The sequence below is a fragment of the Labrys wisconsinensis genome (genome assembly GCF_030814995.1).
GTDB lineage: Bacteria > Pseudomonadota > Alphaproteobacteria > Rhizobiales > Labraceae > Labrys > Labrys wisconsinensis.
Window position 1 is genome coordinate 202,153 of sequence record NZ_JAUSVX010000007.1, and the last position, 19,551, is coordinate 221,703.

A 19,551-nucleotide genomic window follows, 5' to 3' on the forward strand; every position below is an offset into this window, starting at 1 on the left:
TCCCTCAGGTTCTCCAGGGGTTGAAGACCGGCACGCCCATTGGCAAAGCCGGCGCCGCTGCGGCAGCACATCAGTCGAACTCGATCGGCGAAGGCCAGCCGTCTCTCATCCGTTGCGGTACGAATTCGATGTCCATGCTCTCCGCATGATTCAGCGAGTCAGCCAGGTTTCGCCGCTTGTCGATGAGGCGACCGCGGGCCTCGCGCTTCATCGGGACACCGGCCGGTTCACCGCTTTCCCCGATCACGACGGGTCCGTTCTCGGCCGCTCGCCCGGCCTTGCCGACGTCCCGTTCGAACTCGCCGCTGGACGAGGTGGTCAAAGGCATGGTGCCTCCGGCAATGCACTTACGGTACCAAAAGTCTCCGCCCGGGCTGTCGCCAGGGGACTACACCAGCCCCAGCGTCCTGCCCGCTTCCGTGAACGCCTCGACGGCGAAGTCGATGTCGGCCTCGCCGAGGCCGGCCGACATCTGGGTGCGGATGCGCGCCCGGCCCTTCGGCACGACGGGGAAGAAGAAGCCGGCGACGTAGACGCCGCGCTGGTCCAGCGCCCGCGCCATGTCCTGCGCCCGGCGGGCGTCGTGCAGCATCACCGGGATGATCGGCGTCTCGCCCTCCAGCAGCTCGAAGCCGGCGGCGGCGAGACCGGCCCGGAAGCGCTTCGTGTTGGCGAACAGGCGCGCGCGCAGGTCCTCGCCCGCCTCGGCCAGCTCCAGCGCCTTGAGCGAGCCGGCGGCGACCGGCGGGGCGAGCGAGTTGGAGAAGAGATAGGGCCGCGCCCGCTGGCGCAGCAGATCGACGATCGGCTGGGCCGCGGCGACATAGCCGCCCATCGCCCCGCCCAGCGCCTTGCCGAGCGTGCCGGTGAGGATGTCGACCTTGTCGGCGACGCCGGCACGGAACGGCGTGCCGCGGCCCTTCTCGCCGATGAAGCCGGTGGCATGGCAATCGTCGACCAGGACGCTGGCGCCGTAGCGGCCGGCGAGATCGGTGACGGTCGCAAGGTCGGCGAGGTAGCCGTCCATCGAGAACACGCCGTCCGTGGCGATGACGATGTGGCGGGCATTGTCGGCCTTCGCCGCCTTCAGCTGCGTCTCCAGATCGTCCATGTCGCCATTGGCGAAGCGGTAGCGCCTGGCCTTGCACAGGCGCACGCCGTCGATGATCGAGGCGTGGTTGAGGCTGTCGGAGACGATGGCGTCCTCCGCCCCGAGCAGCGGCTCGAACACGCCGCCATTGGCATCGAAGCAGGCGGCGAACAGGATGGCGTCATCCTTGCCGAGATAGCGGGCGATCGCCTGCTCCAAGGTCCGATGCAGCGTCTGCGTGCCGCAGATGAAGCGCACCGAGGCCATGCCGAAGCCGAGCTCGTCCATGGCGGCCTTGGCGGCGGCGATGATCTGCGGGTTGTCGGCGAGGCCGAGATAATTGTTGGCGCAGAGGTTGAGCATCGGCCGGCGCCGGCCGTCCGCCTCGACCTCGATGCGGGCGCGCTGGGGCGTGGCGATCGCCCGCTCGCGCTTCAACAGGCCCTCGGCCTCGATCTCGACGAGGGTCTGGCGGACATGGTCGATCAGGGACATGGCGGCCTCCGTGCATCGGGCCGCCCAGGCGTAGAAGAAAAGCGGCGGGACCACAAATCCCGCCGCCATGCCAAATTGCGATGGGGCGATGCCGGAACGCCGCCGCGCTCCGGCATCGCGGTCACTCCGCGGCGATGATGGTCCGCCGCTCCTTGCCCGAGCGCTCCTTCTTGAGGAGGTCGGCCACCAGGAACGCCACCTCGATCGCCTGGTCGGCGTTGAGGCGGGGGTCGCAATGGGTGTGGTAGCGGTCGGCGAGGTCGGTCTCGGAGACCGCCCGGGCGCCGCCCGTGCACTCCGTGACGTTCTTGCCGGTCATCTCCAGGTGGATGCCGCCGGCATAGGTGCCCTCGCCCTCGTGGACCGCGAAGAAGTCCTTGATCTCGGACATGATCGCGTCGAAGGGCCGGGTCTTGTAGCCGTTGGCCGCCTTGATGGTGTTGCCGTGCATGGGGTCGCACGACCAGATCACGGCGCGGCCCTCGCGCTTCACCGCCTGGATCAGGCCCGGCAGGTTGTCGAACACCCGGCCCTGGCCGAAGCGGGTGATCAGCGTCAGCCGGCCCGCCTCGTTGTCCGGGTTGAGCACGTCGATCAGCCTGATCAGCTCCTCGGGCTTCAGCGAGGGGCCGCATTTGAGGCCGACCGGGTTCTTCACCCCGCGGAAGAACTCGACATGGGCATGGTCGAGCTGGCGGGTGCGATCGCCGATCCAGATCATGTGGCCGGACGTGTCGTAATAGTCGCCCGAGGTCGAATCGACGCGCGTCATCGCCTCCTCGAAGCCGAGCAGCAGGGCCTCGTGGCTCGTGTAGAAGTCGGTGGTGCGCATCTCCGGATGCAGCTCCGGATCGATGCCGCAGGCGCGCATGAAGTCGAGCGCCTCGCTGATGCGGTCCGACAGCGCCTGGTACTTGTGGCTCTGCGGCGAATCCTTGACGAAGCCGAGCATCCACTGGTGCACATGGGCGATGTTGGCGTAACCGCCGGTGGCGAAGGCGCGCAGCAGGTTGAGCGTCGCCGCCGACTGGCGGTAGGCCTCAAGCTGGCGGCGCGGATCGGGAATGCGCGCCTCGGGCGTGAACTCGGTGCCGTTGATGATGTCGCCGCGATAGACCGGCAGCTCGACGTCGCCGATCTTCTCCACCGGCGAGGAACGCGGCTTGGCGAACTGGCCGGCGACGCGGCCGATCTTCACCACCGGCGAGGAGCCGGCGAAGGTCAGCACGACAGCCATCTGCAGGAAGACGCGGAAGAAATCGCGGATGTTGTCGGCGCGGTGCTCGAGGAAGCTCTCGGCGCAGTCACCCCCCTGAAGCAGGAACGCTTCGCCCGCCGCGACCTTGGCCAGTTCGCGCTTCAGCTTGCGGGCCTCGCCTGCAAAAACCAGCGGTGGAAACGTCGCAAGAGTGGCCTCGACATCTGCCAGCGCCTTCGCGTCCGGAAAGGACGGGGCCTGCTGAATCGGCTTCTGTCTCCAGCTCTTGGGTGTCCAACGCTCGGACATGACACTCTTCCTTTGCCTGCGCGCTCTCAGCGCCTCCTTTTCGGCGAGATGATCCCGACGAAGGCGCGCGTTATACGCGCGGGCGCGGCGGAACGCCAGCGGCGCAATGCGGGCATGCGAGCGAGCGCGGACGCGATCGTCGCCCTCACGCATGAACCGCGCCATGGACGGGGATCGTCCCGTCCATGGCGCGGAGGCTCATGCGTCCATGCCCTGGATGCCGTCCTCAGCCGCTCTGGCCCGGCAGGCTGCGCAGCGCGGAGAGGGTGTCGCTGCCGAACACGCCGTTGATCGGGCCTCTGTAGGCGCCGCGCGACTGCAACTCGCGCTGGATCGCCTTGCGGAAGGGCACGCCCCAGGGCTTGAAGTTGGTGGTCATCTCCTTGAGGCTGAAGGCGTTGCCGGCCGCGATGGCCTGAACCATGGCGTGGGCCGCCTCGTCGAAGTCGCGCGCGGCGCCGCGGCCCTCCGAATACATGTAGGCGACCTGGTACATGGCATCGGTGTTGCCTTTGTCGGCGCCCTGGCGGAACAGGCGCATCGCCTCGGTGTCGTCCCGGCCCGTGCCGATGCCGTCCTTGTACATCAGGCCGAGATTGTAGAAGGCGATCGCCTCGCCGCGGTCGGCCGAGATCTTGTACAGCCGGAACGCCTCGTTCGGGTTCTTGGGCACCCCGAGGCCGTCCTTGTACATGGTGCCGAGATTGTTGATGGCCAGCGCGTTGCCCTGGTCGGCGGCGAGCTTGTAGAGACGGGCCGCCTCGGTCTTGTCCACCGCCGTGCCGGCGCCGATGTCGTACTGGTAGCCCAGATTGAGCTGGCAATCGGAATTGCCCCGGTCGGCGCAGACCTTGAAGCGGCGATTGGCCTCGGCCTGGTCCGGCGTCACGCCCTCGCCGTCACGATAGGCGAAGCCGAGATTGCGGTAGGCGAGCGTGATGTTCTGCTTGGCCGATTCCAGGAACAGCTGCGCCGCCTTCGCCTGGTCCTTCTCGACGCCGCGGCCGTCGCGATACATCACGGCGACATTGTTGAGCGCGAGGCCCTGGCCCTGGTCGGCGGCGAGCTTGTAGTACTTGAAGGCGAGGTCGTCGTTCTTGGGCACGCCGTCGCCGATGTCGTACTGGTAGCCCAGATTGTTCTGGCACTCGGTGAAGCCCTTGTCGGCGCAGACCTGGAACAGGCGGACGGCCTCGGCGCCGTCCTTCTTCAGGCCTTCGCCGTCGCGATAGGCCATGGCGACGTGGTTCGTCGAGGCCAGGCTGCCAAGATCGGAGCCCTTCTGCCAGGCGGTCGCCGCCTCGGCATAGCGCTGCAGCTTGTAGAGGGCACGGCCGAGCTGCATGGGCAGGCGCCCGGCGCTGGGATATTGCGCCATGGCGTTCTGGCAGGCGGTCACCGCGGCGGCCGCATCGATGTCGTCGAAATTGATGCCGGTCGCCGCCCGGTCGGCGTCGCCGGGCTCGGCCGCCAGCCGGTCGCACTCGGTCACCGGAGTGGTGCCGGACAACAGCGGCTGCACCGGCGTCACCGCCGCCAGCTTCTCCTGCTGCTCCTTCTCGCGCTTCTTGTCCTCGATCTTGAGCCTGGCGAAATCGGCGAAGGCACAATTGCCGAAGAGCTGCAGATGGCGCTCGTAGAGCTCGATGCGGTCGAACTTCTGCGCCTCGGCCCAATGCGCCGCCGCATCGGTGCAGGAATTGACGGCGGTGTTGGGCGGGGTGGTGTTGGTCTGCGGCTGGATGATCGTCTGCTGGATGACCACCGTCTGCTTGGACAGGATGATGGTGCCGCCGCCGAGCGAGCCGTAGGCGAAGGGCTCCTGCTGGCGCGCGGTCGCCGCCAGCACGTCGTCGCGGACATTGCCGAGCGCCAGGCGGATGTCGACGCCGGGCTCGATCAGGCGCTTGACGAGCGAGGCGGTGAAGGGGCTGTTCTGGTCGTCGCCGTCGGAGGCGACGGTGCCGGCCTTGGCGGCGAAGGCGATCAGCGTGTCGGCCCCCTGCGGATCGACCCGGCCGAGGCCCCTCTCCACCGCCCGGTTGGCCTTGGTGTGCGCCATCTTCGGGATGAAGGGATTGTTGCGGCAGGCATCGAGGATGACGAGCTTCAGGCGCTTGGCCCCGTCGATCGAGCGCAGCACGCGGTCGAGCGACACGGCCTCGTCCTCGACGTCCCGGTCGGAGTTGAGCTTGGCGTCGACCGGCACCAGGAAGTTCTCGCCGTTCATCTCCATGCCGTGCCCGGAATAATAGACCACGGCGATGTCGGCGTCGGTGGACTCGTCCTCGAAGGTGCGCAGGGTGCGCACCATGGCTTCGCGCCCGAGGTCGAGCGCGGTGTCGACCTTGTCGAAGCCGGCCGTCTCGAGCGCCGCCTTCATCGCCGCCACGTCGTTGGGCGGGTTGGTCAGGCGGCTGACCGCGGTATAGGAGGCATTACCGATCAGGAGTGCCACCCGCTTGTCGGCGAGCGCGCTGCCGGGCGCTGCCACCAATGCGAGGAATGCGAAAGCCACCGTCAAGCGCGTCGCGAACTTCATGGCGTTCACCCTGGGGGTCGACCGTCTGTGCGGCCTCGATACCACGCTTGGTCCCGGGCCGCTGAAACGGTGGGAACATTACCCCCGGCCCCGAGGCTTGACGAGAGGTTAACGCGGCCGAAAAGGGGCGGCCGTTACTGCTTCGTGCGCAAAGTCACAAGCTCTTCCGCGGCCGTGGGATGCAGCGGCATCGTGGCGTCGAGATCCGCCTTGGTCGCGCCCATCTTGACGCTGATGGCGAGGAGCTGCGCCATCTCGGCCGCCCCCTCTCCCAGGATGTGCACGCCGAGCACACGGTCGGTCCTGGCATCGACGACCAGCTTCATGAACACGCGCTCGCCGCTGCCCGACAGCGTCGCCTTCATGGCGCGGAACGAGGTCTTGTAGATGTCGACGGCGCCGTGCGAGGCGCGCGCCTGCTCCTCGGTGAGGCCGACCGTGCCGAGCTCGGGCGTGGCGAACACCGCGCTCGGCACGCCGACATGGTCCGCCGTCCAGGGCTTGCCACCGAACACCGTGTCGGCGAAGGCGTGGCCCTCGCGGATGGCGACCGGGGTCAGGTTGATGCGGTTGGTGACGTCGCCCACCGCCCAGACAGTCTCCGCCGTGGTCTTGGACGCGGCGTCGACCACCACGGCGCCGGCGGCGTCCAGCATGACGCCGACGCGCTCGACGCCGAGACCGGCGGTGTTGGGGCGGCGACCGGTGGCGAACATCACCACGCCGGCGTCGAGCACCGCGCCCGAGGTCAGCGCCACACGGTGGCCCGCCGGGCCGTCCTCGATGGCGGTGACGTCGGTGCCGCAGAGGATCTCCACGCCCGCCGCCGCCATGGCGTCGGCGAGGTGGCGGCGCAGCTCGTGGTCGAAGCCGCGCAGGATCAGCTCGCCGCGATAGACGAGCGTGACGGCGACGCCAAGGCGCTGCAGGAGGCAGGCGAACTCCACGGCGATGAAGCCGCCGCCGACGACGACCATCCGCTCGGGAAGCCGCTCGAGGTGGAACACCTCGTTGGAGGTGATGGCGCGCTCGGCGCCCGGCAGGTGCGGGCGGACGGGATGGCCGCCGGTGGCGATCAGCAGGCGCCCGGCGGTGATCCTGCTGCCGTCGCCGAGCCGGACGGTGTGCGCATCCTCGATCTCGGCGCGCTGCGCATGGATGGCGACGCCCGCCTTTTCCAGGTTGGCGGCATAGATGCCCTCGAGCCGGGCGATCTCGCGATCCTTGGCCGCCACCAGGTCGGGCCAGGAGAAGCTGGGCTCGGGCACGCTCCAGCCGAAGCCGGCCGCATCGGCGAAGGCGTCGGCGAAGCGGCTCGCCAGCACGAACAGCTTCTTGGGCACGCAGCCGCGGATGACGCAGGTGCCGCCGACGCGGTATTCCTCGGCCACCGCCACCCGGGCGCCGTGGCCGGCGGCGATCCGCGCCGCGCGCACCCCGCCCGAACCGGCGCCGATGACGAAGAGGTCGAGGTCGAAGCGGGCCATGGCTCCTGCTCGGGTGTATGGACGGCCCGCCGGGAATGCCGGGCGGGCGGGCGCCGGCGGGTCAGGCCCTCAGAGCTGCGGGCCCTTCTTCTTGACCTCGTCCCGGATGCGCACCGCCATGTCGGTGGTGAGCTTGCGGCTCCATTCCTGCACGATCGGCACGCTGGCCTGCAGGATGGCGGGCTGGGTGGCGGCGAGCTTGGTGCCGAGCGGGGTCTGGTAGAACTGGGTGAGCTGGTTGAGCTCGTCCTCGCTGAAGCGATCGGTGTAGAGCTTGGCGAGCGCGGTCACCAGGTCGTCCTGGCGCTTCACGAATTCGGGTATCAGCGAGATGGTGACGTCGTTGATGATGTCGGCCACCTCCGGGCGCTGGCCGACATAGCGCAGGCGCACCTGGTCGGCGAAGGCGGGGATCATCTCCTCGAAGCCCTTGGTGAGCTGGGCCGCCTTGAGGAAGGCCACGGCCGCGGCGGTGTGCGAGGGCGCGGCCGGCGGCGTCGCCGGCGCGGCGGCGGCAGGCGCCGCGGGCGCCGCCTCCTGCGCCGATACGGACGTGACCATGGCCGAGACGGCCAGGAGGGCCACGGCGCAATGCAACGCGAAACGAGTCATCAGGTGCTCCATCGGATTCAGGCCCGGTCGATGACACGGACGCCGCCGGGGCCGGCCACGCATGCCGCGCTGGCCAGGCCCAGGAAGAGACCGTGTTCGACGACGCCGGGAATGGCGGTGAGGCCGGCGGCAAGCTCGGCCGGGTTGTCGATATGCGAGAAATGGCAGTCCAGGATCCGGTGTCCGCCATCGGTGACGAAGACATGGCCGTTGGTGGCGCCGCGCACCAGCATCAGGCCGGAGAGGCCGAGGCGGCCGGCGAGCCTGACGATGGCGATGCGCGTCGCCTCCAGCCCGAAGGGCACCACTTCGATCGGCAGGGGAAAGGCGCCGAGCACGGGGACGAGCTTGGACTCGTCGGCGATGACGATCATCCGCCGCGCGGCGCTCGCCACGATCTTCTCGCGCAGCAGCGCCCCCCCGCCGCCCTTGATCAGCGACAAGCCGGGGCCGATCTCGTCGGCGCCGTCGACATAGAGGTCGAGCTCGGGCATCGCATCGAGGGTGGTCAGCGAAATGCCGAGCCGCTCGGCCTGGGCCTGGGTGCGCTCGGAGGAGGACACGCAGGTCACCTTGAGGCCGCCGCGCACGCGCTCGGCCAGGAGGTCGACGAAGTGCTCGGCGGTCGATCCCGTGCCGAGGCCGAGCCGCATGCCGTCCTCGACATGACGGAGGGCGGCGCGAGCGGCTTCACGCTTGAGATCGTCGGTTGACATCGGCTGGCAAATCCTCTGCAGACGGCGCGTTATAGCGGCTCCGCCGCAGTTTGCATCAAGGATTCGCAGCCGGGCGTCTCAGCGCCCCGGCGGGGTGCAGATCACCTGCTCCTTCCAGACATAGCACACGCTCATCGAGCCGGTGCGCTGGTCGACGCGGAACACCGCGCTTTCCTTCTCGTGGTTGGAGGCGATCAGGATGTAGTCGCCCGGGTCCTGCTTGCCCGCCCCGTCCCCGGCGGGAAAGCACAGCGTGACGCCGGTATTGTCCTCCTTGACGCCGTACTGGCAGGCGCCGACCTCGCCGGTGACGCGGTCGACCCGATAGATCCGGTTGAGATCCTTCTGGGGCGCGGCGACGAAGTTGAACTGGCCGGCGAGGGCCGGCAGCGGAACGAGGCAAAGGACGAGGGGGAGCAGGCGGCGGGTTCTCATCGAACGGCTCTTGTGGGCGATTCGGGCGGGAGACATGAACGCGAAACAGGGCGGCAATTCGGCGCACGAACCCGAGTAGTCACAGCCGCGGCAATTCGGCAAGGATAGAAGCGAGTCTTTCCCACCTTTCCCGAAGAGAAATCCGCATGCGTGCCCTCACCCTCGTCTTCGACCTCGACGGCACGCTGGTCCATACCGCGCCAGACCTGATGGCGACGCTCAACATGATCCTGGCGCGCGAGGGCGCCGCGCCCCTGCCGCTGGAGCAGGCCAACGCCCTGATCGGCGGCGGCGCCCGCGTGCTGCTGGAGCGCGGCTTCGCCGCCAACGGCCGCACCATCGACGAGGGCCACATGGCCGAGCTCTACCGCGACTTCCTCGACCATTATGCCGAGCACCTCGCCGAGCACAGCCGCCCCTATGACGGCGTCGAGGCGGCGCTGGCGCGCTTCCAGGCCGAGGGCCACGTGCTGGCGGTTTGCACCAACAAGGTGACCTGGCACTCGCGCAAGCTGGTCGAGGAGCTCGGCCTCGCCGGCTCCTTCAAGGCGGTGTGCGGGGGAGACGCCTTCGCCTGGCGCAAGCCCGACGCGCGCCACCTCACCATGACCATCGCGGAGGCCGGAGGCGATCCGGCCAGGGCCGTCATGGTCGGCGATTCCATCACCGACGTCAGCGCCGCGCGCAATGCCGGCATCCCCGTGATCTGCGTCGACTTCGGCTATACCGACGTCCCCGCGCGCGAGCTCGGCGCCGACGCGGTGGTTTCGCATTTCTCCGAGCTCGACCACACGATCCGCGCCATCGCCGCGCGCTTCGGCGCTTGACAGCGAGGCCGCGCCGATCCAAATAGCGCGCTCCCCCAAGGGGGCGCGTAGCTCAGCGGGAGAGCACTCCCTTCACACGGGAGGGGTCACAGGTTCAATCCCTGTCGCGCCCACCATTCGGACTTCCGACCATCATGACAGACGTCGGATCTCGCGATCCTGGCGAAGGCATTGCCGGCGAAGAAGCTCCGGCCTCAGCCGCGATGGTCCCAGTGGCGCATGATCAGAACATGACCGGTCGCCACGAGGGCGATCCCGGCTGCCGCAACCAGCCAGACGGCGACGAACATCATCGACGCAACTCACTGAATCCGATGCCGCGCGCGGGAAGCCCGGCGGTGCCGTCGCGGGCGGTTCCGTCCCGCGCTCCTGCGCACCGAGAGCATCGCGCGCAGTGGTTAATTTTCCAGCCTCGTTTCTCCGCCCGCTCCCGATGTCGGCCTGCTGGACACAGCAGCCTACCAGAGCCGCGCCACCCAATCGCTACGGTTTGCGAGCTGATCGAAGACCGGATCCGCCGACACCAGGGGCAGCCCGCGGTGGATGGCCGTTGCCGCCAGAATCCTGTCGAAGAGATCGCGTCCCATTCGAGGGTCGCGGCGGCCAGGCATATGTCAGGAATAAGGGCCGCGCCCCTTCCGCCCTGCTCGGCCAGCAGGTCGACCAGGCGTGAAACGAAGGGCTGCATCTGCGGCCATTTGCCGATGCGGACTTTCTGGCCGATTTCGAAGGGTGATATCGGGCTGACGAAGATCGCCTCGGCCCGCTGGATCAAGGCGACCGCCTTGTGGGACAAGCGGGCGTCCGGGCTCAAGGACCAGGCCCAGGCATGCGCATCCAGGAGGACGGCCGTCGTCACCGCCCTTCCCAGAGCGCGAGCTCGTCCTCACCCATCGGCTCGAAGAAATCCGGCCCCGGCCCGGCGAGTTGCCCTTCGAGCAGCCAGATCCGGAAGCGGGTCTGGGGAATCGGGACGATCCTGGCGACCGGCTTCTTGCCCTTGGCCAGAATGACTTCTTCTCCCGACAGCGCCGCATCGATCAGCTTCGACAGGTTTGTCTTCGCAGCATGGATGGTGACCTGCATGGGGCATTCTCCAGTTGTGGCTGAGTTAGCTAATGCCATCCTGTGATCGTCGAGGCCAGAACCGAAGGAAGAGCAAGTCTGCAACCCTCGATCGTGAACCCGGGGGCACTTCCCATCGGCCCCCACTCCGGTCCATGATCGGCCCGAACGGGGGTGCCGCAGGCCGCATGCGCCGTGCGACCGCAGGGGGTGAGATCATGCCGGAAGGGCGCGCGCGGCGCCGATGGCTGGCCGGGCCGGCGGCCCTGCTCTGGCTCGCGGCCGGCAATGCCTGGGCCGCCGATCCGGAGGCGGTCGCCCGGGCCGTCGCCCGCAGCCTCGACCTGCAGACCAGCCTGCCGAAGCCGGCACCGCCCGATGCGCCGGATCCGTTCGGCTTCTCCTGGCACATCCCGCCCGATGTGGCACGGCTGATCCTGTGGGGCGCGGTCATCATCGGCGCGGCGCTGATCGTCTGGTCCATGCGCGACAGCCTGCCGGGCTTCAGCCGCTCGCGCAGCCTCAAGGCCGACGCGGCGGCGCCTCCACCGCGCGATGCGGCGGTGGAGCGCATGGACGAGGCCCAGCTCGAGGCCGACGCGCTCTATCGCCAGGGCCGCATCGCCGAGGCCATGCACGTGCTGCTGCTGCAGGGCCTCGCCGAGATGCGCCGCCGGCTCAACGTCAGCTTCGCCGCCTCGCTGACCAGCCGCGAGATCCTGCGCCATGTACGCCTGCCCGAAGCGGGGCGAGCCGGCTTCGCCGACCTGGTGCAGCGGGTCGAGCGCGCCTATTTCGGCAGCCACGCCGTGGCGGCCGAGGATTACCAGGCCTGCCGCCGCAGCTTCGAGGCGCTGACCGGCGCCCTCGCCTCCGCCGGGCCGGCCTGATGCAGGCCTCGCCCTTCTCCGGCCGCATCCTGACGGCGCTGGCGGGCGCGGCCATCGCCGTCTTCGCCCTGTCCTTCTTCCTCGCGGCTCGCGGCGGCGGGGAGAACGGCATCGGCAACGTGGTGCGGCCGAGCACCTATTCGCATTCGGCCATCGGCCATGCCGGTCTCTACGAGACGTTGAAGCGGCTCGGCTTCAACGTGGCGCGCGACCGCGGCGGCGCCTCGGGCGGGACCGGCTCCGGCGACGTCTCCATCATGGCGGAGCCGGATCCGCTCTTCCTCGCCGGCGACCACGCGCTGCGGGCGAGCCTGGCGCGGGACCTGCTGCTGGTCCTGCCGAAATGGCGCGGCACGCGCGCCGACGACCGGCCCGACTGGATCGGGGCGATCGAGCCGCTGCCGCCCGACGCGGCGCTGGCGGCGATCCGCCTGGTGGACGGCAAGGCCGAGGTGCTGCGCGACAAGCCGGCCGGCCCCTGGACGGTCGACGAGCTCGGGGCGGCGCCGCGCTTCTCCGGCACGGTGCAGCTCCTCAAGAGCCCGAACATCACCCCGATCCTCGCCAGCGCCGACGGCATCCTGCTCGGCAAGGTCGAGAACGCCAACCGGCGCATCTTCGTGCTGTCCGACCCGGAGCCGATCGAGAACCACGGCCTGGCGCTCGCCGGCAATCCCGGGTTCGTCGTCGCCATGATCGAGGCGGTCAGCGACAGGGGCGAGGACCGCATCGTCTTCGACGAGGCGGTGCACGGCATCGCCGGCGCGCCGGAGAGCCCGCTGACGCTGCTCGTGACCTTCCCCTATTCCGTGCTGACGCTGCAGGCCCTCGTCGCCATCGCCCTGCTGCTCGGCGCCACCATGGCGCGCTTCGGGCCGCCGGAGACGGCGCCGCCGGCCCTGCGCTTCGGCAAGGCGGCGCTGATCGCCAACGCCGCCGCCCTGCTCGACTATGCCGGCCACCAGGAGCACGTGCTGCGGCGCCACGCGCGCATCACCCTCGCCGACGCCGGCCGCCAGCTGCACGCGCCGGCTAGTCTCGACGGGCCCGGCCTCGCCGCCTGGCTCGACCGCATCGGCGCAGCCCGCGGCGTCGGGCTGCGCGCCAGCGACATCATCGCCCGCATCGACGCCCTGCCGGGCGGCGCGCGCGGCCTCACCGGCTTGTTCACGGCGGTCCGCGACCTGCACCGCTGGAAAGGGGATATCCTCGATGGATCTGCAGCACATCCGCTCCGTCACTGAGGGCATCAGGACAGAGGTCGGCAAGGCGATCGTCGGCCAGGAGGGCGCGATCGACCTGATGCTGACCAGCCTGCTCTGCGGCGGGCATATCCTGATCGAGGGCGTGCCGGGCACCGGCAAGACGCTGCTGGCCCAGTGCTTCGCCGCCGGGCTGTCGCTCAGGTTCGGGCGGGTGCAGTTCACGCCGGACATGATGCCGGGCGACATTCTCGGCACCAACCTGTTCAACTTCCAGACCAACAGCTTCGTCCTGACCCGCGGGCCGATCTTCACGGAGATCCTGCTCGCCGACGAGATCAACCGCACACCGCCCAAGACGCAGGCGGCGCTGCTGCAGGCGATGAACGAGCGCGCGGTGACCATCGACGGCGAGACCCATCCGTTGGGCGATGCCTTCATGGTGATCGCCACGCAGAACCCGATCGAGCAGCAGGGCACCTATCCCCTGCCCGAGGCGCAGCTCGACCGCTTCCTGTTCAAGATCAAGCTCGGCTATCCCGACCGCGACGAGGAGCGCGCCATCGTCACCCGCCACGGCCACCGCTCCGCCATGCCCGACCTCGCCGATTTCGGGCTCGCGGCCGTGGCCGACCGCGCCGGCCTCGCGCAGGCGCGGGCCGTGGCGGCCGGGATCCGGCTGACCGACGCGCTGGTCGACTACATCGTCGACGTCATCCGCGCCACGCGCGAGCACGCGGCGATCGAGACCGGCGCCTCGACCCGCGCAGCCACCATGATGGCGGCGGCGGTGCGCGCCTATGCGGCGCTGAACGGACGCGACTTCGTCATCCCCGACGACGTCAAGGCGCTGGCCCTGCCGCTGCTGCGCCACCGCGTGGTCATGGCGCCCAATGCCGAGATCGACGGGCTGACCAGCGACCGCGTGCTGCGCGAGATCCTCGACCAGACGGTGGCGCCGCGGTGAGCGCAAGCACCGAAAGCCCGGGCGCGACGATCGGCTCGGCCGATCGCGGGGCGATCCGCCCGACGCCGCGGGCTGCCCTGGTGCTCGCCGCCGGCATCCCGCCGGGCTTCCTGCTGCTGACCTGGAACGCCTCGCTGTGGATCCTGCCGGTGGCCTATGCCCTGTTCGCGCTGGCGGCGATCGGCATCGACGCGGCGATGACCCGGCGGCCGCGCCGGGTCGGCATCGCGGCTTTCGCGCCCGAGCGGCTCTATGTCGGGCGCAGCGGCACGCTGGTGCTCGACATCGACGCCGGCGGCCGGCCGGAGCCGATCCGCTTCGAGGCCTTGTGCGAGCTCGTCGGCGACGCGCCGCAGCCGCAGCCGGCCGCGGGCGTCTCGGCCGCCGGCCGGCTGACGCTCGAGATCGAGCTTCTCGCCCGTCGGCGCGGCCGGCTCGAGCTCGCCGCGGTCTGGGCGCGCTGGCGCGGCCCGATGGGCCTGGCCGAGGGGCGCAAGCGCGTCGCCATCGGCCGCAGCATCGATGTCGTGCCCGACATCCGCGGCATCCAGAGCGCGGCGCTGCAGTTCTTCGACCGCGACTCGATCTTCGGGGCCAAGGTGCAGCGCCAGAAGGGCGAGGGCGCCGAGTTCGAGACCCTGCGCGAATATGCGCCCGGCCTCGATCATCGCTTCATGGACTGGAAGCGCTCGGCCAAGCACCGCAAGCTCCTGACGCGCGAGTTCCGCACCGAGCGCAACAACCCGGTGATGCTGGCCTTCGACACCGGCCATCTCATGCTGGAGCCGATCGATGGCGTGGCCCGGCTCGACCACGCCATCGAGGCCGGGCTGCTGCTCGGCTGGATCTCGCTGCGCGGCGGCGACCTGGTCGGCGCCTACGGCTTCGACGCGCGGGCGCGCCAGTTCCTGGCGCCCGCCGGCGGCATGCCGCATTTCGCCCGGCTGCAGCGCGCCGGCGCGGGCCTGGCCTATCGCACCGAGGAGACGAATTTCACGCTCGGCCTCGCCGAGCTGGAGGCACGGCTCAACCGGCGCACCCTGGTGGTGCTGTTCACCGAGTTCGTCGACACCATCTCGGCCGAGCTGCTGCTCGAGAGCCTCACCCGCATGGCGCGCCGCCACGTCGTCGTCTTCGTGACGCTGCAGGATCCGATGGCCGCCCGCCTGATCGCGGCGGCGCCCGAACGCTTCTCCGCCGTGGCGCAGGCGGTGGTGGCGCACGATTTCCAGCGCGAGCGCTCGATCGTGCTGGAGCGCATCGCCCGGCTCGGCGTCCACTGCCTCGACGCGCCGGCCCGCCATGTCTCCGCCGGGCTGCTCAACCGCTACCTGGCGATCAAGCAGAGGGGGTTGATGTGAGGGCGGGACGGGAAGGGTGGGCGAAGCAGGATGTGGCGCAGGTCAAGCCTTCTCCACGAAGTGGGGAAGGTGCCGGCCGAAGGCCGGCGGATGGGGTGTGGTGGGCAGATCTCCGATGGTGTCCGGCTTGCACAAGGCTCGGGCAGAACCTGCAGGTGGAGAGCCTTGCCCGCCACACCCCATCCGCCCATGCTCCGCATGGGCACCTTCCCCACCTTCGGTGGAGAAGGCTCTTGCGCCCTCTCCTGCCCAGCTTTGGCTTGTCGTTCCGTCCCAGCGGGCGACGGCGCTCCGCGATCGCCCCTGCCCAGGGTCCCCGCCCATGACCGTCTCCTCCTCCCTCGACGATCCCCGCCCGCGCCTCGTCCTGCGCAGCGCCGAGTTTCGCAAGGGCCGCGAGCAGGGCTGGCGGCGGCTGGACGACCTCGTGACGCGGGTGGAGAAGCGCGGCATCGCCAGCCTCTCGGCCGAGGAGCTGCAGAGCCTGCCGCTCGCCTATCGCGCCACCCTGTCCTCGCTCTCGGTGGCGCGCAGCATCGCGCTCGACCGCAACCTGCTCGCCTATCTGGAGAACCTGGCGCTGCGCGGCTATCTCGCGGTCTACGGGCCGCGGGCCGGCATCCTGGAGAGCCTGCGCCGCTTCCTCGTCCGCGACTTTCCGGCAGCAGTGCGCGGCGCGCGCTGGCATATGCTGGTGGCCGCGCTCGCCATCCTCACCGGCGTGCTGGCGGGCTACATGCTGGTGGCGGCGGACGAGGACTGGTTCACCGCCCTCATCCCCGAGGCCCTGTCCGGCGGGCGCGGGCCGGCCAGCACGGCGGCCGACCTGCGCACGGGCGAGCTCTTCGCGCCCTGGCCGGGCTTCTCGGAGGCCTTCATCGTCTTCGCCAACTTCCTGTTCCGCCACAACACGGTGATCGGCATCATGGCCTTCGGCCTCGGCATCGCCGCCGGCGTGCCGACGATGCTCCTGCTGATCTACCAGGGCGTGCTGATCGGCGCGATGATGGCGCTGCACGCCAATCGCGGCCTGCTCGTCGACTTCCTCGGCTGGATCTCGATCCACGGCGTCACCGAGATCGGCGCCATCGTGCTGTGCGGCGGCGCCGGGCTCGTGCTGGCCGAGAAGGTGCTGTTCCCCGGCCGCACCACGCGGCTCGACAGCCTGGCGCGGCACGGGCGCACCGCCGCGGGCATCGCGGCGGGGGCGGTGCTGCTGTTCTTCATCGCCGGGCTGATCGAGGGTGGCTTGCGCCAGCTCGTCGCCACCACCGACGGGCGCTTCGCCTTCGCCGCGGTCACGGCCGTGCTGTGGCTGGCCTATTTCCTCTCGGGCCGGGGCAGGAGCGCCGATGGCCGCTGACACCGACCGCATCGCCCGGCTGCTCGGCGGGCGCCAGCGCAACCTGCGCGAGATCGTCAGCCCCGAGGGCGTGGCGCTCGAGGTCGAGGTCGCCGACCACGGCGAGCGCGTCGGCGCCTTCGCCATCGACTTCCTCTTGTGGCTGGCGGTGACGATCCTGCTCTATCTCGGCATCCTGCTGGCGATCCTGCACGGCGTCACCAGCGCGGTGGCGATCACGGCGATCCTGTTCATCGCCTTCATCGTCCGCAACCTCTACTTCGTCTATTTCGAGCTCGCCTGGCAGGGCTCGACGCCCGGCAAGAAGCTGATGGGTCTGAGGGTGATCGATCGCCAGGGCGGACCGCTGACCCCGGCGGCGCTGATCGCGCGCAACCTCACCCGCGAGGTCGAGATCTTCCTGCCGATCGGCCTGCTCCTCAGCCTCTCCGTCACCGGCGAGGGCACGGCCTTCTGGCAGAAGCTCTGCGACTTCGCCTGGGTGGCGCTGATCTCCTGCCTGCCCTTCTTCAACCGTGACCACCTGCGCGCCGGCGACCTGATCGGCGGCACCATGGTGATCGCCCTGCCGCGGCGCGCCCTGCTCGGCGACCTCGCAGTGGAGACGACGCCCTACGCCTTCTCCAGCCGCCAGCTCGCGGCCTACGGCGCCTTCGAGCTGCAGGTGCTGGAGGAATTGCTGCGCCGCCCGGACTCGCCCGAGACGCGCCGCCTGCTCGACGACGTCTGCACCAAGATCTGCCGCAAGATCGGCTGGACCGAGCCGGTGCGCCCGGGCGAGGCGCCGGCCTTCCTCAAGGCCTTCTACGCCGCGGAGCGGGCGGAGCTGGAGCGGGCCCGCCTGTTCGGCCGGCACAAGGCCGACAAGCATTCCAAGGCGGGCGAGACGACGGATGGGTAGAGGAGACGCGCAGCCCCTCTATGCCGCCCGGATCGTCGGAATCCGGCTGACGTCGACTTCCCGTTCGGCGTGCCAGACATCGTGGGCGGCCTGCATCCTCAACCAGATGCCGGCACCGTTCCCGAAGAGCTTGCCGAGGCGCACGGCCACCGTCGAGGAGACGGGCTTCCTCTCGCGGAGGATATCGTAGAGATGCTGCCGCGAGATGCCGAGCAGATCGGCAATCTCCGTCCTCGTCTTCCCGGCCGCGGGAATGATGTCCTCACGGAGCAGTTCGCCGGGATGCGAGGGACACCGGTCGGGATTGCGATGGGCGGCACATTCAGTCACTGCGAGTCTCCTCCCCTGAGGGCGTGAAAGTCGAAACCAGGGACGTTCATGTCCTCGGCCGATGCAGCGACTTCAAGGCGATCGAGACGACGAAGGATGCGATCATGCATCTTGGCGTCGATACATATGGCTTACATCGTGCCACGCCGCGCCACCGAGCCTCAATCGAACACCCCGGCGATCTGGTCGAGGTCGATGCCTTCCTTCACCGCGCGCAGGGCGTGGTAAACCACCGCCGCCAGCACGGCATCGACGCTGCTCCACAGGGTCTGCACGCCATATTGCAGGAGATTGGCAACCGTGGGGTCGACCACCCCGCCGAGGACGTCGGGGAGCGGCTGGACGGTGAGCTGCTCGGCGGCGCCGACGATCAGGAACAGGGCGAAGATCTTCCAGCGATAGCCGCGCGTCAGCGCCGCGCTGCGCTCCATGCTGGCGATCGGGCCGAGACGCTCGACCACGCAGGCCGGCGCGGTCACGAACCAGGCCGTGGTCGCCATGAAGCCGGGAAATACCAGCGCGGCGAAGCCGGCGGCCGTGGCGACGGTGGTCAGCACCGCCGCGACCAGCAGCGGCAGGGCGTGGCGCAGGCATGGCGCGGCCGAGCCGACCAGGGTGAAGGGCCGGCCGCGCATCTCCTGGAAGGCGCCGTGCACCGTGACGCCCTGGACGAGGAAGCCCAGCAGCGTCTGCACGGCAAGGGCGATCCAGACGCCGCTCCAGGTTACGGTTTCCGACGCGCCGGGCAGGCTGAGGAGCAGCACCGGTGCGCCGCCGATCGCGGCCAGGGCGAGAAAGCGCAGCGGGCGCCGGGCGAGCAGGCGGCCGGTGCGGCCGATGAGCTCGCCGATGCGCAGCTCCCCGGCGGCGCCGACGGCGGCATGGGCAAGCTCGGTCATCGCCTCTCCGGTGCTGTCGCCCGCATGCGGGCCTCAGTCGAACACGCCGGCGATCTGGTCGAGGTCGATGCCTTCCTTGATCTGCCGGAGATCGTGATAGACGACCGCGGCGAGGATCGCCGCCAGCGAGCCCCCGACCACCTGGAAGAGATATTGCAGCACGACGACCGACAGCGGCCCGGCGACATGGCCCAGGATATACGAGGCCAGGTACATCGGCACCAGCACGATGGCCTCGAAGACGAGCACCAGGCCGAAGACCCGCCAGCGATAGCCCTTGGTGAGCGCGGCGCTGCGGCTGATGCTGTCCCTGGCACCGAGGCGCTCGACCACGCAGGCCGGCGCGGCCACGAACCAGGCGATCATCGCCATCAGGCCGGGCACGATCAGCAGCACCAGGCCCAGCATGATGCCCAGCGAGACCAGGAGCGCCGCCCCGAGCAGCGGCCCGATATGGCCGAGGCATTTGGCGATGGATTCGCCGAGCGTGAAGGACTGGCCGCGCATCTCCTGGAACGCCCCGTACACCATGGCGCCCTGGGCGAGGAAGCCGATGGCCATCTGCGCCAGTATCGCCAGCCACAAGGGCCCATGCAAAGCCCGCTGCGGATCGGCGGAAAGGCCGACCAGGAGCATGGGCAGGCCCGCCGCGGCGGCCAGCAGCAGGAAGGGGCCGGGGCGCCGGCGCAGCACGCCGATCGCCCGGGCCAGCGCGGAGCCGATGCGGAACGCGCCGGACTCGGCGCTGGGATAGCTGAGATCGGTCATGAGTCCTCCCGTCTGGGATGTCGCCCGCCCGTGCCGGCGATCATGGTCCGCCAGGGCCTGCGGCCCTGTGCGGGAACGCACACCCGATGCGGCG

General features: G+C 69.8%; 20 protein-coding genes and 1 tRNA gene. 8 read left to right on the forward strand and 13 right to left on the reverse strand.

Annotation, left to right across the window (positions count from 1 at the left end):
* Positions 1-70: 70 nt before the first annotated feature.
* The 8 genes from QO011_RS19615 to QO011_RS19650 all read right to left on the reverse strand — a co-directional run bounded on the left by QO011_RS19615 (position 71) and on the right by QO011_RS19650 (position 8,884).
* Positions 71-328 (reverse strand): type II toxin-antitoxin system Phd/YefM family antitoxin, encoded by a 258-nt coding sequence (locus QO011_RS19615; RefSeq protein WP_307275262.1) that lies wholly within the window; start codon positions 326-328, stop codon positions 71-73.
* A gap of 60 nt (positions 329-388) precedes the next feature.
* Positions 389-1,585, reverse strand: a complete 1,197-nt coding sequence (locus tag QO011_RS19620) for a glycine C-acetyltransferase (protein ID WP_307275263.1) — start codon at positions 1,583-1,585, stop codon at positions 389-391.
* A gap of 121 nt (positions 1,586-1,706) precedes the next feature.
* A complete protein-coding gene (locus QO011_RS19625) occupies positions 1,707-3,092 on the reverse strand; it encodes a class II 3-deoxy-7-phosphoheptulonate synthase (RefSeq protein WP_307275265.1) in 1,386 nt (461 codons plus the stop codon).
* Positions 3,093-3,318: 226 nt separating this feature from the next.
* Positions 3,319-5,634, reverse strand: a complete 2,316-nt coding sequence (locus tag QO011_RS19630; RefSeq protein WP_307275266.1) for a caspase family protein — start codon at positions 5,632-5,634, stop codon at positions 3,319-3,321.
* Between the two features lie 134 nt (positions 5,635-5,768).
* A complete protein-coding gene (gene gor / locus QO011_RS19635; RefSeq protein WP_307275268.1) occupies positions 5,769-7,121 on the reverse strand; it encodes a glutathione-disulfide reductase in 1,353 nt (450 codons plus the stop codon).
* 69 nt (positions 7,122-7,190) lie between these two features.
* Positions 7,191-7,733: a DUF2059 domain-containing protein gene (locus tag QO011_RS19640; protein WP_307275269.1), complete on the reverse strand. Its 543-nt coding sequence runs from the start codon at positions 7,731-7,733 to the stop codon at positions 7,191-7,193.
* Positions 7,734-7,750: 17 nt separating this feature from the next.
* Positions 7,751-8,449 (reverse strand): ribose-5-phosphate isomerase RpiA, encoded by a 699-nt coding sequence (rpiA, locus tag QO011_RS19645; RefSeq protein WP_307275270.1) that lies wholly within the window; start codon positions 8,447-8,449, stop codon positions 7,751-7,753.
* A gap of 78 nt (positions 8,450-8,527) precedes the next feature.
* The gene (locus QO011_RS19650) at positions 8,528-8,884 is read right to left on the reverse strand and encodes a hypothetical protein (RefSeq protein WP_307275272.1); all 357 of its coding nucleotides are present in this window, start codon (positions 8,882-8,884) and stop codon (positions 8,528-8,530) included.
* A gap of 146 nt (positions 8,885-9,030) precedes the next feature.
* On the opposite strand from QO011_RS19650, the gene gph reads away from it, so the two are divergent.
* On the forward strand, positions 9,031-9,711 hold the full coding sequence (gene gph / locus QO011_RS19655) for a phosphoglycolate phosphatase (protein ID WP_307275275.1): 681 nt from the start codon (positions 9,031-9,033) through the stop codon (positions 9,709-9,711).
* Between the two features lie 41 nt (positions 9,712-9,752).
* A tRNA-Val gene (locus QO011_RS19660) sits at positions 9,753-9,827 on the forward strand.
* 342 nt (positions 9,828-10,169) lie between these two features.
* On the opposite strand, the gene QO011_RS42535 is transcribed toward QO011_RS19660, so the two are convergent.
* Both QO011_RS42535 and QO011_RS19665 read right to left on the reverse strand, forming a co-directional pair.
* On the reverse strand, positions 10,170-10,322 hold the full coding sequence (locus QO011_RS42535; protein WP_370881983.1) for a PIN domain-containing protein: 153 nt from the start codon (positions 10,320-10,322) through the stop codon (positions 10,170-10,172).
* 244 nt (positions 10,323-10,566) lie between these two features.
* Complete coding sequence (locus QO011_RS19665) at positions 10,567-10,797, reverse strand: type II toxin-antitoxin system Phd/YefM family antitoxin (RefSeq protein WP_307275277.1); 231 nt, start codon at positions 10,795-10,797, stop codon at positions 10,567-10,569.
* A gap of 197 nt (positions 10,798-10,994) precedes the next feature.
* Between QO011_RS19665 and QO011_RS19670 the strand changes: the two genes are divergently transcribed.
* The 6 genes from QO011_RS19670 (at position 10,995) to QO011_RS19695 (ending at position 17,460) form a co-directional block, all read left to right on the forward strand.
* Positions 10,995-11,666 (forward strand): DUF4129 domain-containing protein, encoded by a 672-nt coding sequence (locus tag QO011_RS19670; RefSeq protein ID WP_307275279.1) that lies wholly within the window; start codon positions 10,995-10,997, stop codon positions 11,664-11,666.
* Entirely contained in the window at positions 11,666-12,910 is a 1,245-nt protein-coding gene (locus QO011_RS19675) for a hypothetical protein (protein ID WP_307275281.1), read from the forward strand. Before QO011_RS19670 ends, QO011_RS19675 begins: the two co-directional genes overlap by 1 nt.
* Positions 12,879-13,835: an AAA family ATPase gene (locus tag QO011_RS19680; RefSeq protein ID WP_307275284.1), complete on the forward strand. Its 957-nt coding sequence runs from the start codon at positions 12,879-12,881 to the stop codon at positions 13,833-13,835. The genes QO011_RS19675 and QO011_RS19680 overlap by 32 nt, the downstream gene beginning before the upstream one ends.
* Positions 13,832-15,196 carry a DUF58 domain-containing protein gene (locus QO011_RS19685; RefSeq protein ID WP_307275286.1) on the forward strand — a complete coding sequence of 455 codons (1,365 nt, stop codon included), beginning with the start codon at positions 13,832-13,834 and terminating at the stop codon, positions 15,194-15,196. Before QO011_RS19680 ends, QO011_RS19685 begins: the two co-directional genes overlap by 4 nt.
* A gap of 322 nt (positions 15,197-15,518) precedes the next feature.
* Positions 15,519-16,559: a stage II sporulation protein M gene (locus QO011_RS19690; RefSeq protein ID WP_307275288.1), complete on the forward strand. Its 1,041-nt coding sequence runs from the start codon at positions 15,519-15,521 to the stop codon at positions 16,557-16,559.
* On the forward strand, positions 16,549-17,460 hold the full coding sequence (locus QO011_RS19695; protein WP_307275290.1) for an RDD family protein: 912 nt from the start codon (positions 16,549-16,551) through the stop codon (positions 17,458-17,460). The genes QO011_RS19690 and QO011_RS19695 overlap by 11 nt, the downstream gene beginning before the upstream one ends.
* An 18-nt stretch (positions 17,461-17,478) precedes the next feature.
* On the opposite strand, the gene QO011_RS19700 is transcribed toward QO011_RS19695, so the two are convergent.
* From QO011_RS19700 to QO011_RS19715, 3 genes are all read right to left on the reverse strand, one after another.
* Positions 17,479-17,790, reverse strand: coding sequence for a HigA family addiction module antitoxin (locus QO011_RS19700; protein WP_307275292.1), 312 nt, complete (start codon positions 17,788-17,790; stop codon positions 17,479-17,481).
* Positions 17,791-17,951: 161 nt separating this feature from the next.
* Entirely contained in the window at positions 17,952-18,689 is a 738-nt protein-coding gene (locus QO011_RS19710) for a hypothetical protein (RefSeq protein ID WP_307275295.1), read from the reverse strand.
* 33 nt (positions 18,690-18,722) lie between these two features.
* The gene (locus QO011_RS19715) at positions 18,723-19,457 is read right to left on the reverse strand and encodes a hypothetical protein (RefSeq protein ID WP_307275298.1); all 735 of its coding nucleotides are present in this window, start codon (positions 19,455-19,457) and stop codon (positions 18,723-18,725) included.
* Between the last annotated feature and the right edge of the window lie 94 nt (positions 19,458-19,551).

Bases quoted from the DNA above. Each gene is read 5' to 3' on its own strand.
- QO011_RS19615 (WP_307275262.1), bottom strand. From the start codon at position 328: ATGCCTTTGACCACCTCGTCCAGCGGCGAGTTCGAACGGGACGTCGGC.
- QO011_RS19620 (WP_307275263.1), bottom strand. From the start codon at position 1,585: ATGTCCCTGATCGACCATGTCCGCCAGACCCTCGTCGAGATCGAGGCC.
- QO011_RS19625 (WP_307275265.1), bottom strand. From the start codon at position 3,092: ATGTCCGAGCGTTGGACACCCAAGAGCTGGAGACAGAAGCCGATTCAG.
- QO011_RS19630 (WP_307275266.1), bottom strand. From the start codon at position 5,634: ATGAAGTTCGCGACGCGCTTGACGGTGGCTTTCGCATTCCTCGCATTG.
- gor (WP_307275268.1), bottom strand. From the start codon at position 7,121: ATGGCCCGCTTCGACCTCGACCTCTTCGTCATCGGCGCCGGTTCGGGC.
- QO011_RS19640 (WP_307275269.1), bottom strand. From the start codon at position 7,733: ATGACTCGTTTCGCGTTGCATTGCGCCGTGGCCCTCCTGGCCGTCTCG.
- rpiA (WP_307275270.1), bottom strand. From the start codon at position 8,449: ATGTCAACCGACGATCTCAAGCGTGAAGCCGCTCGCGCCGCCCTCCGT.
- QO011_RS19650 (WP_307275272.1), bottom strand. From the start codon at position 8,884: ATGAGAACCCGCCGCCTGCTCCCCCTCGTCCTTTGCCTCGTTCCGCTG.
- gph (WP_307275275.1), top strand. From the start codon at position 9,031: ATGCGTGCCCTCACCCTCGTCTTCGACCTCGACGGCACGCTGGTCCAT.
- QO011_RS42535 (WP_370881983.1), bottom strand. From the start codon at position 10,322: ATGCCTGGCCGCCGCGACCCTCGAATGGGACGCGATCTCTTCGACAGG.
- QO011_RS19665 (WP_307275277.1), bottom strand. From the start codon at position 10,797: ATGCAGGTCACCATCCATGCTGCGAAGACAAACCTGTCGAAGCTGATC.
- QO011_RS19670 (WP_307275279.1), top strand. From the start codon at position 10,995: ATGCCGGAAGGGCGCGCGCGGCGCCGATGGCTGGCCGGGCCGGCGGCC.
- QO011_RS19675 (WP_307275281.1), top strand. From the start codon at position 11,666: ATGCAGGCCTCGCCCTTCTCCGGCCGCATCCTGACGGCGCTGGCGGGC.
- QO011_RS19680 (WP_307275284.1), top strand. From the start codon at position 12,879: ATGGATCTGCAGCACATCCGCTCCGTCACTGAGGGCATCAGGACAGAG.
- QO011_RS19690 (WP_307275288.1), top strand. From the start codon at position 15,519: ATGACCGTCTCCTCCTCCCTCGACGATCCCCGCCCGCGCCTCGTCCTG.
- QO011_RS19695 (WP_307275290.1), top strand. From the start codon at position 16,549: ATGGCCGCTGACACCGACCGCATCGCCCGGCTGCTCGGCGGGCGCCAG.
- QO011_RS19710 (WP_307275295.1), bottom strand. From the start codon at position 18,689: ATGACCGAGCTTGCCCATGCCGCCGTCGGCGCCGCCGGGGAGCTGCGC.
- QO011_RS19715 (WP_307275298.1), bottom strand. From the start codon at position 19,457: ATGACCGATCTCAGCTATCCCAGCGCCGAGTCCGGCGCGTTCCGCATC.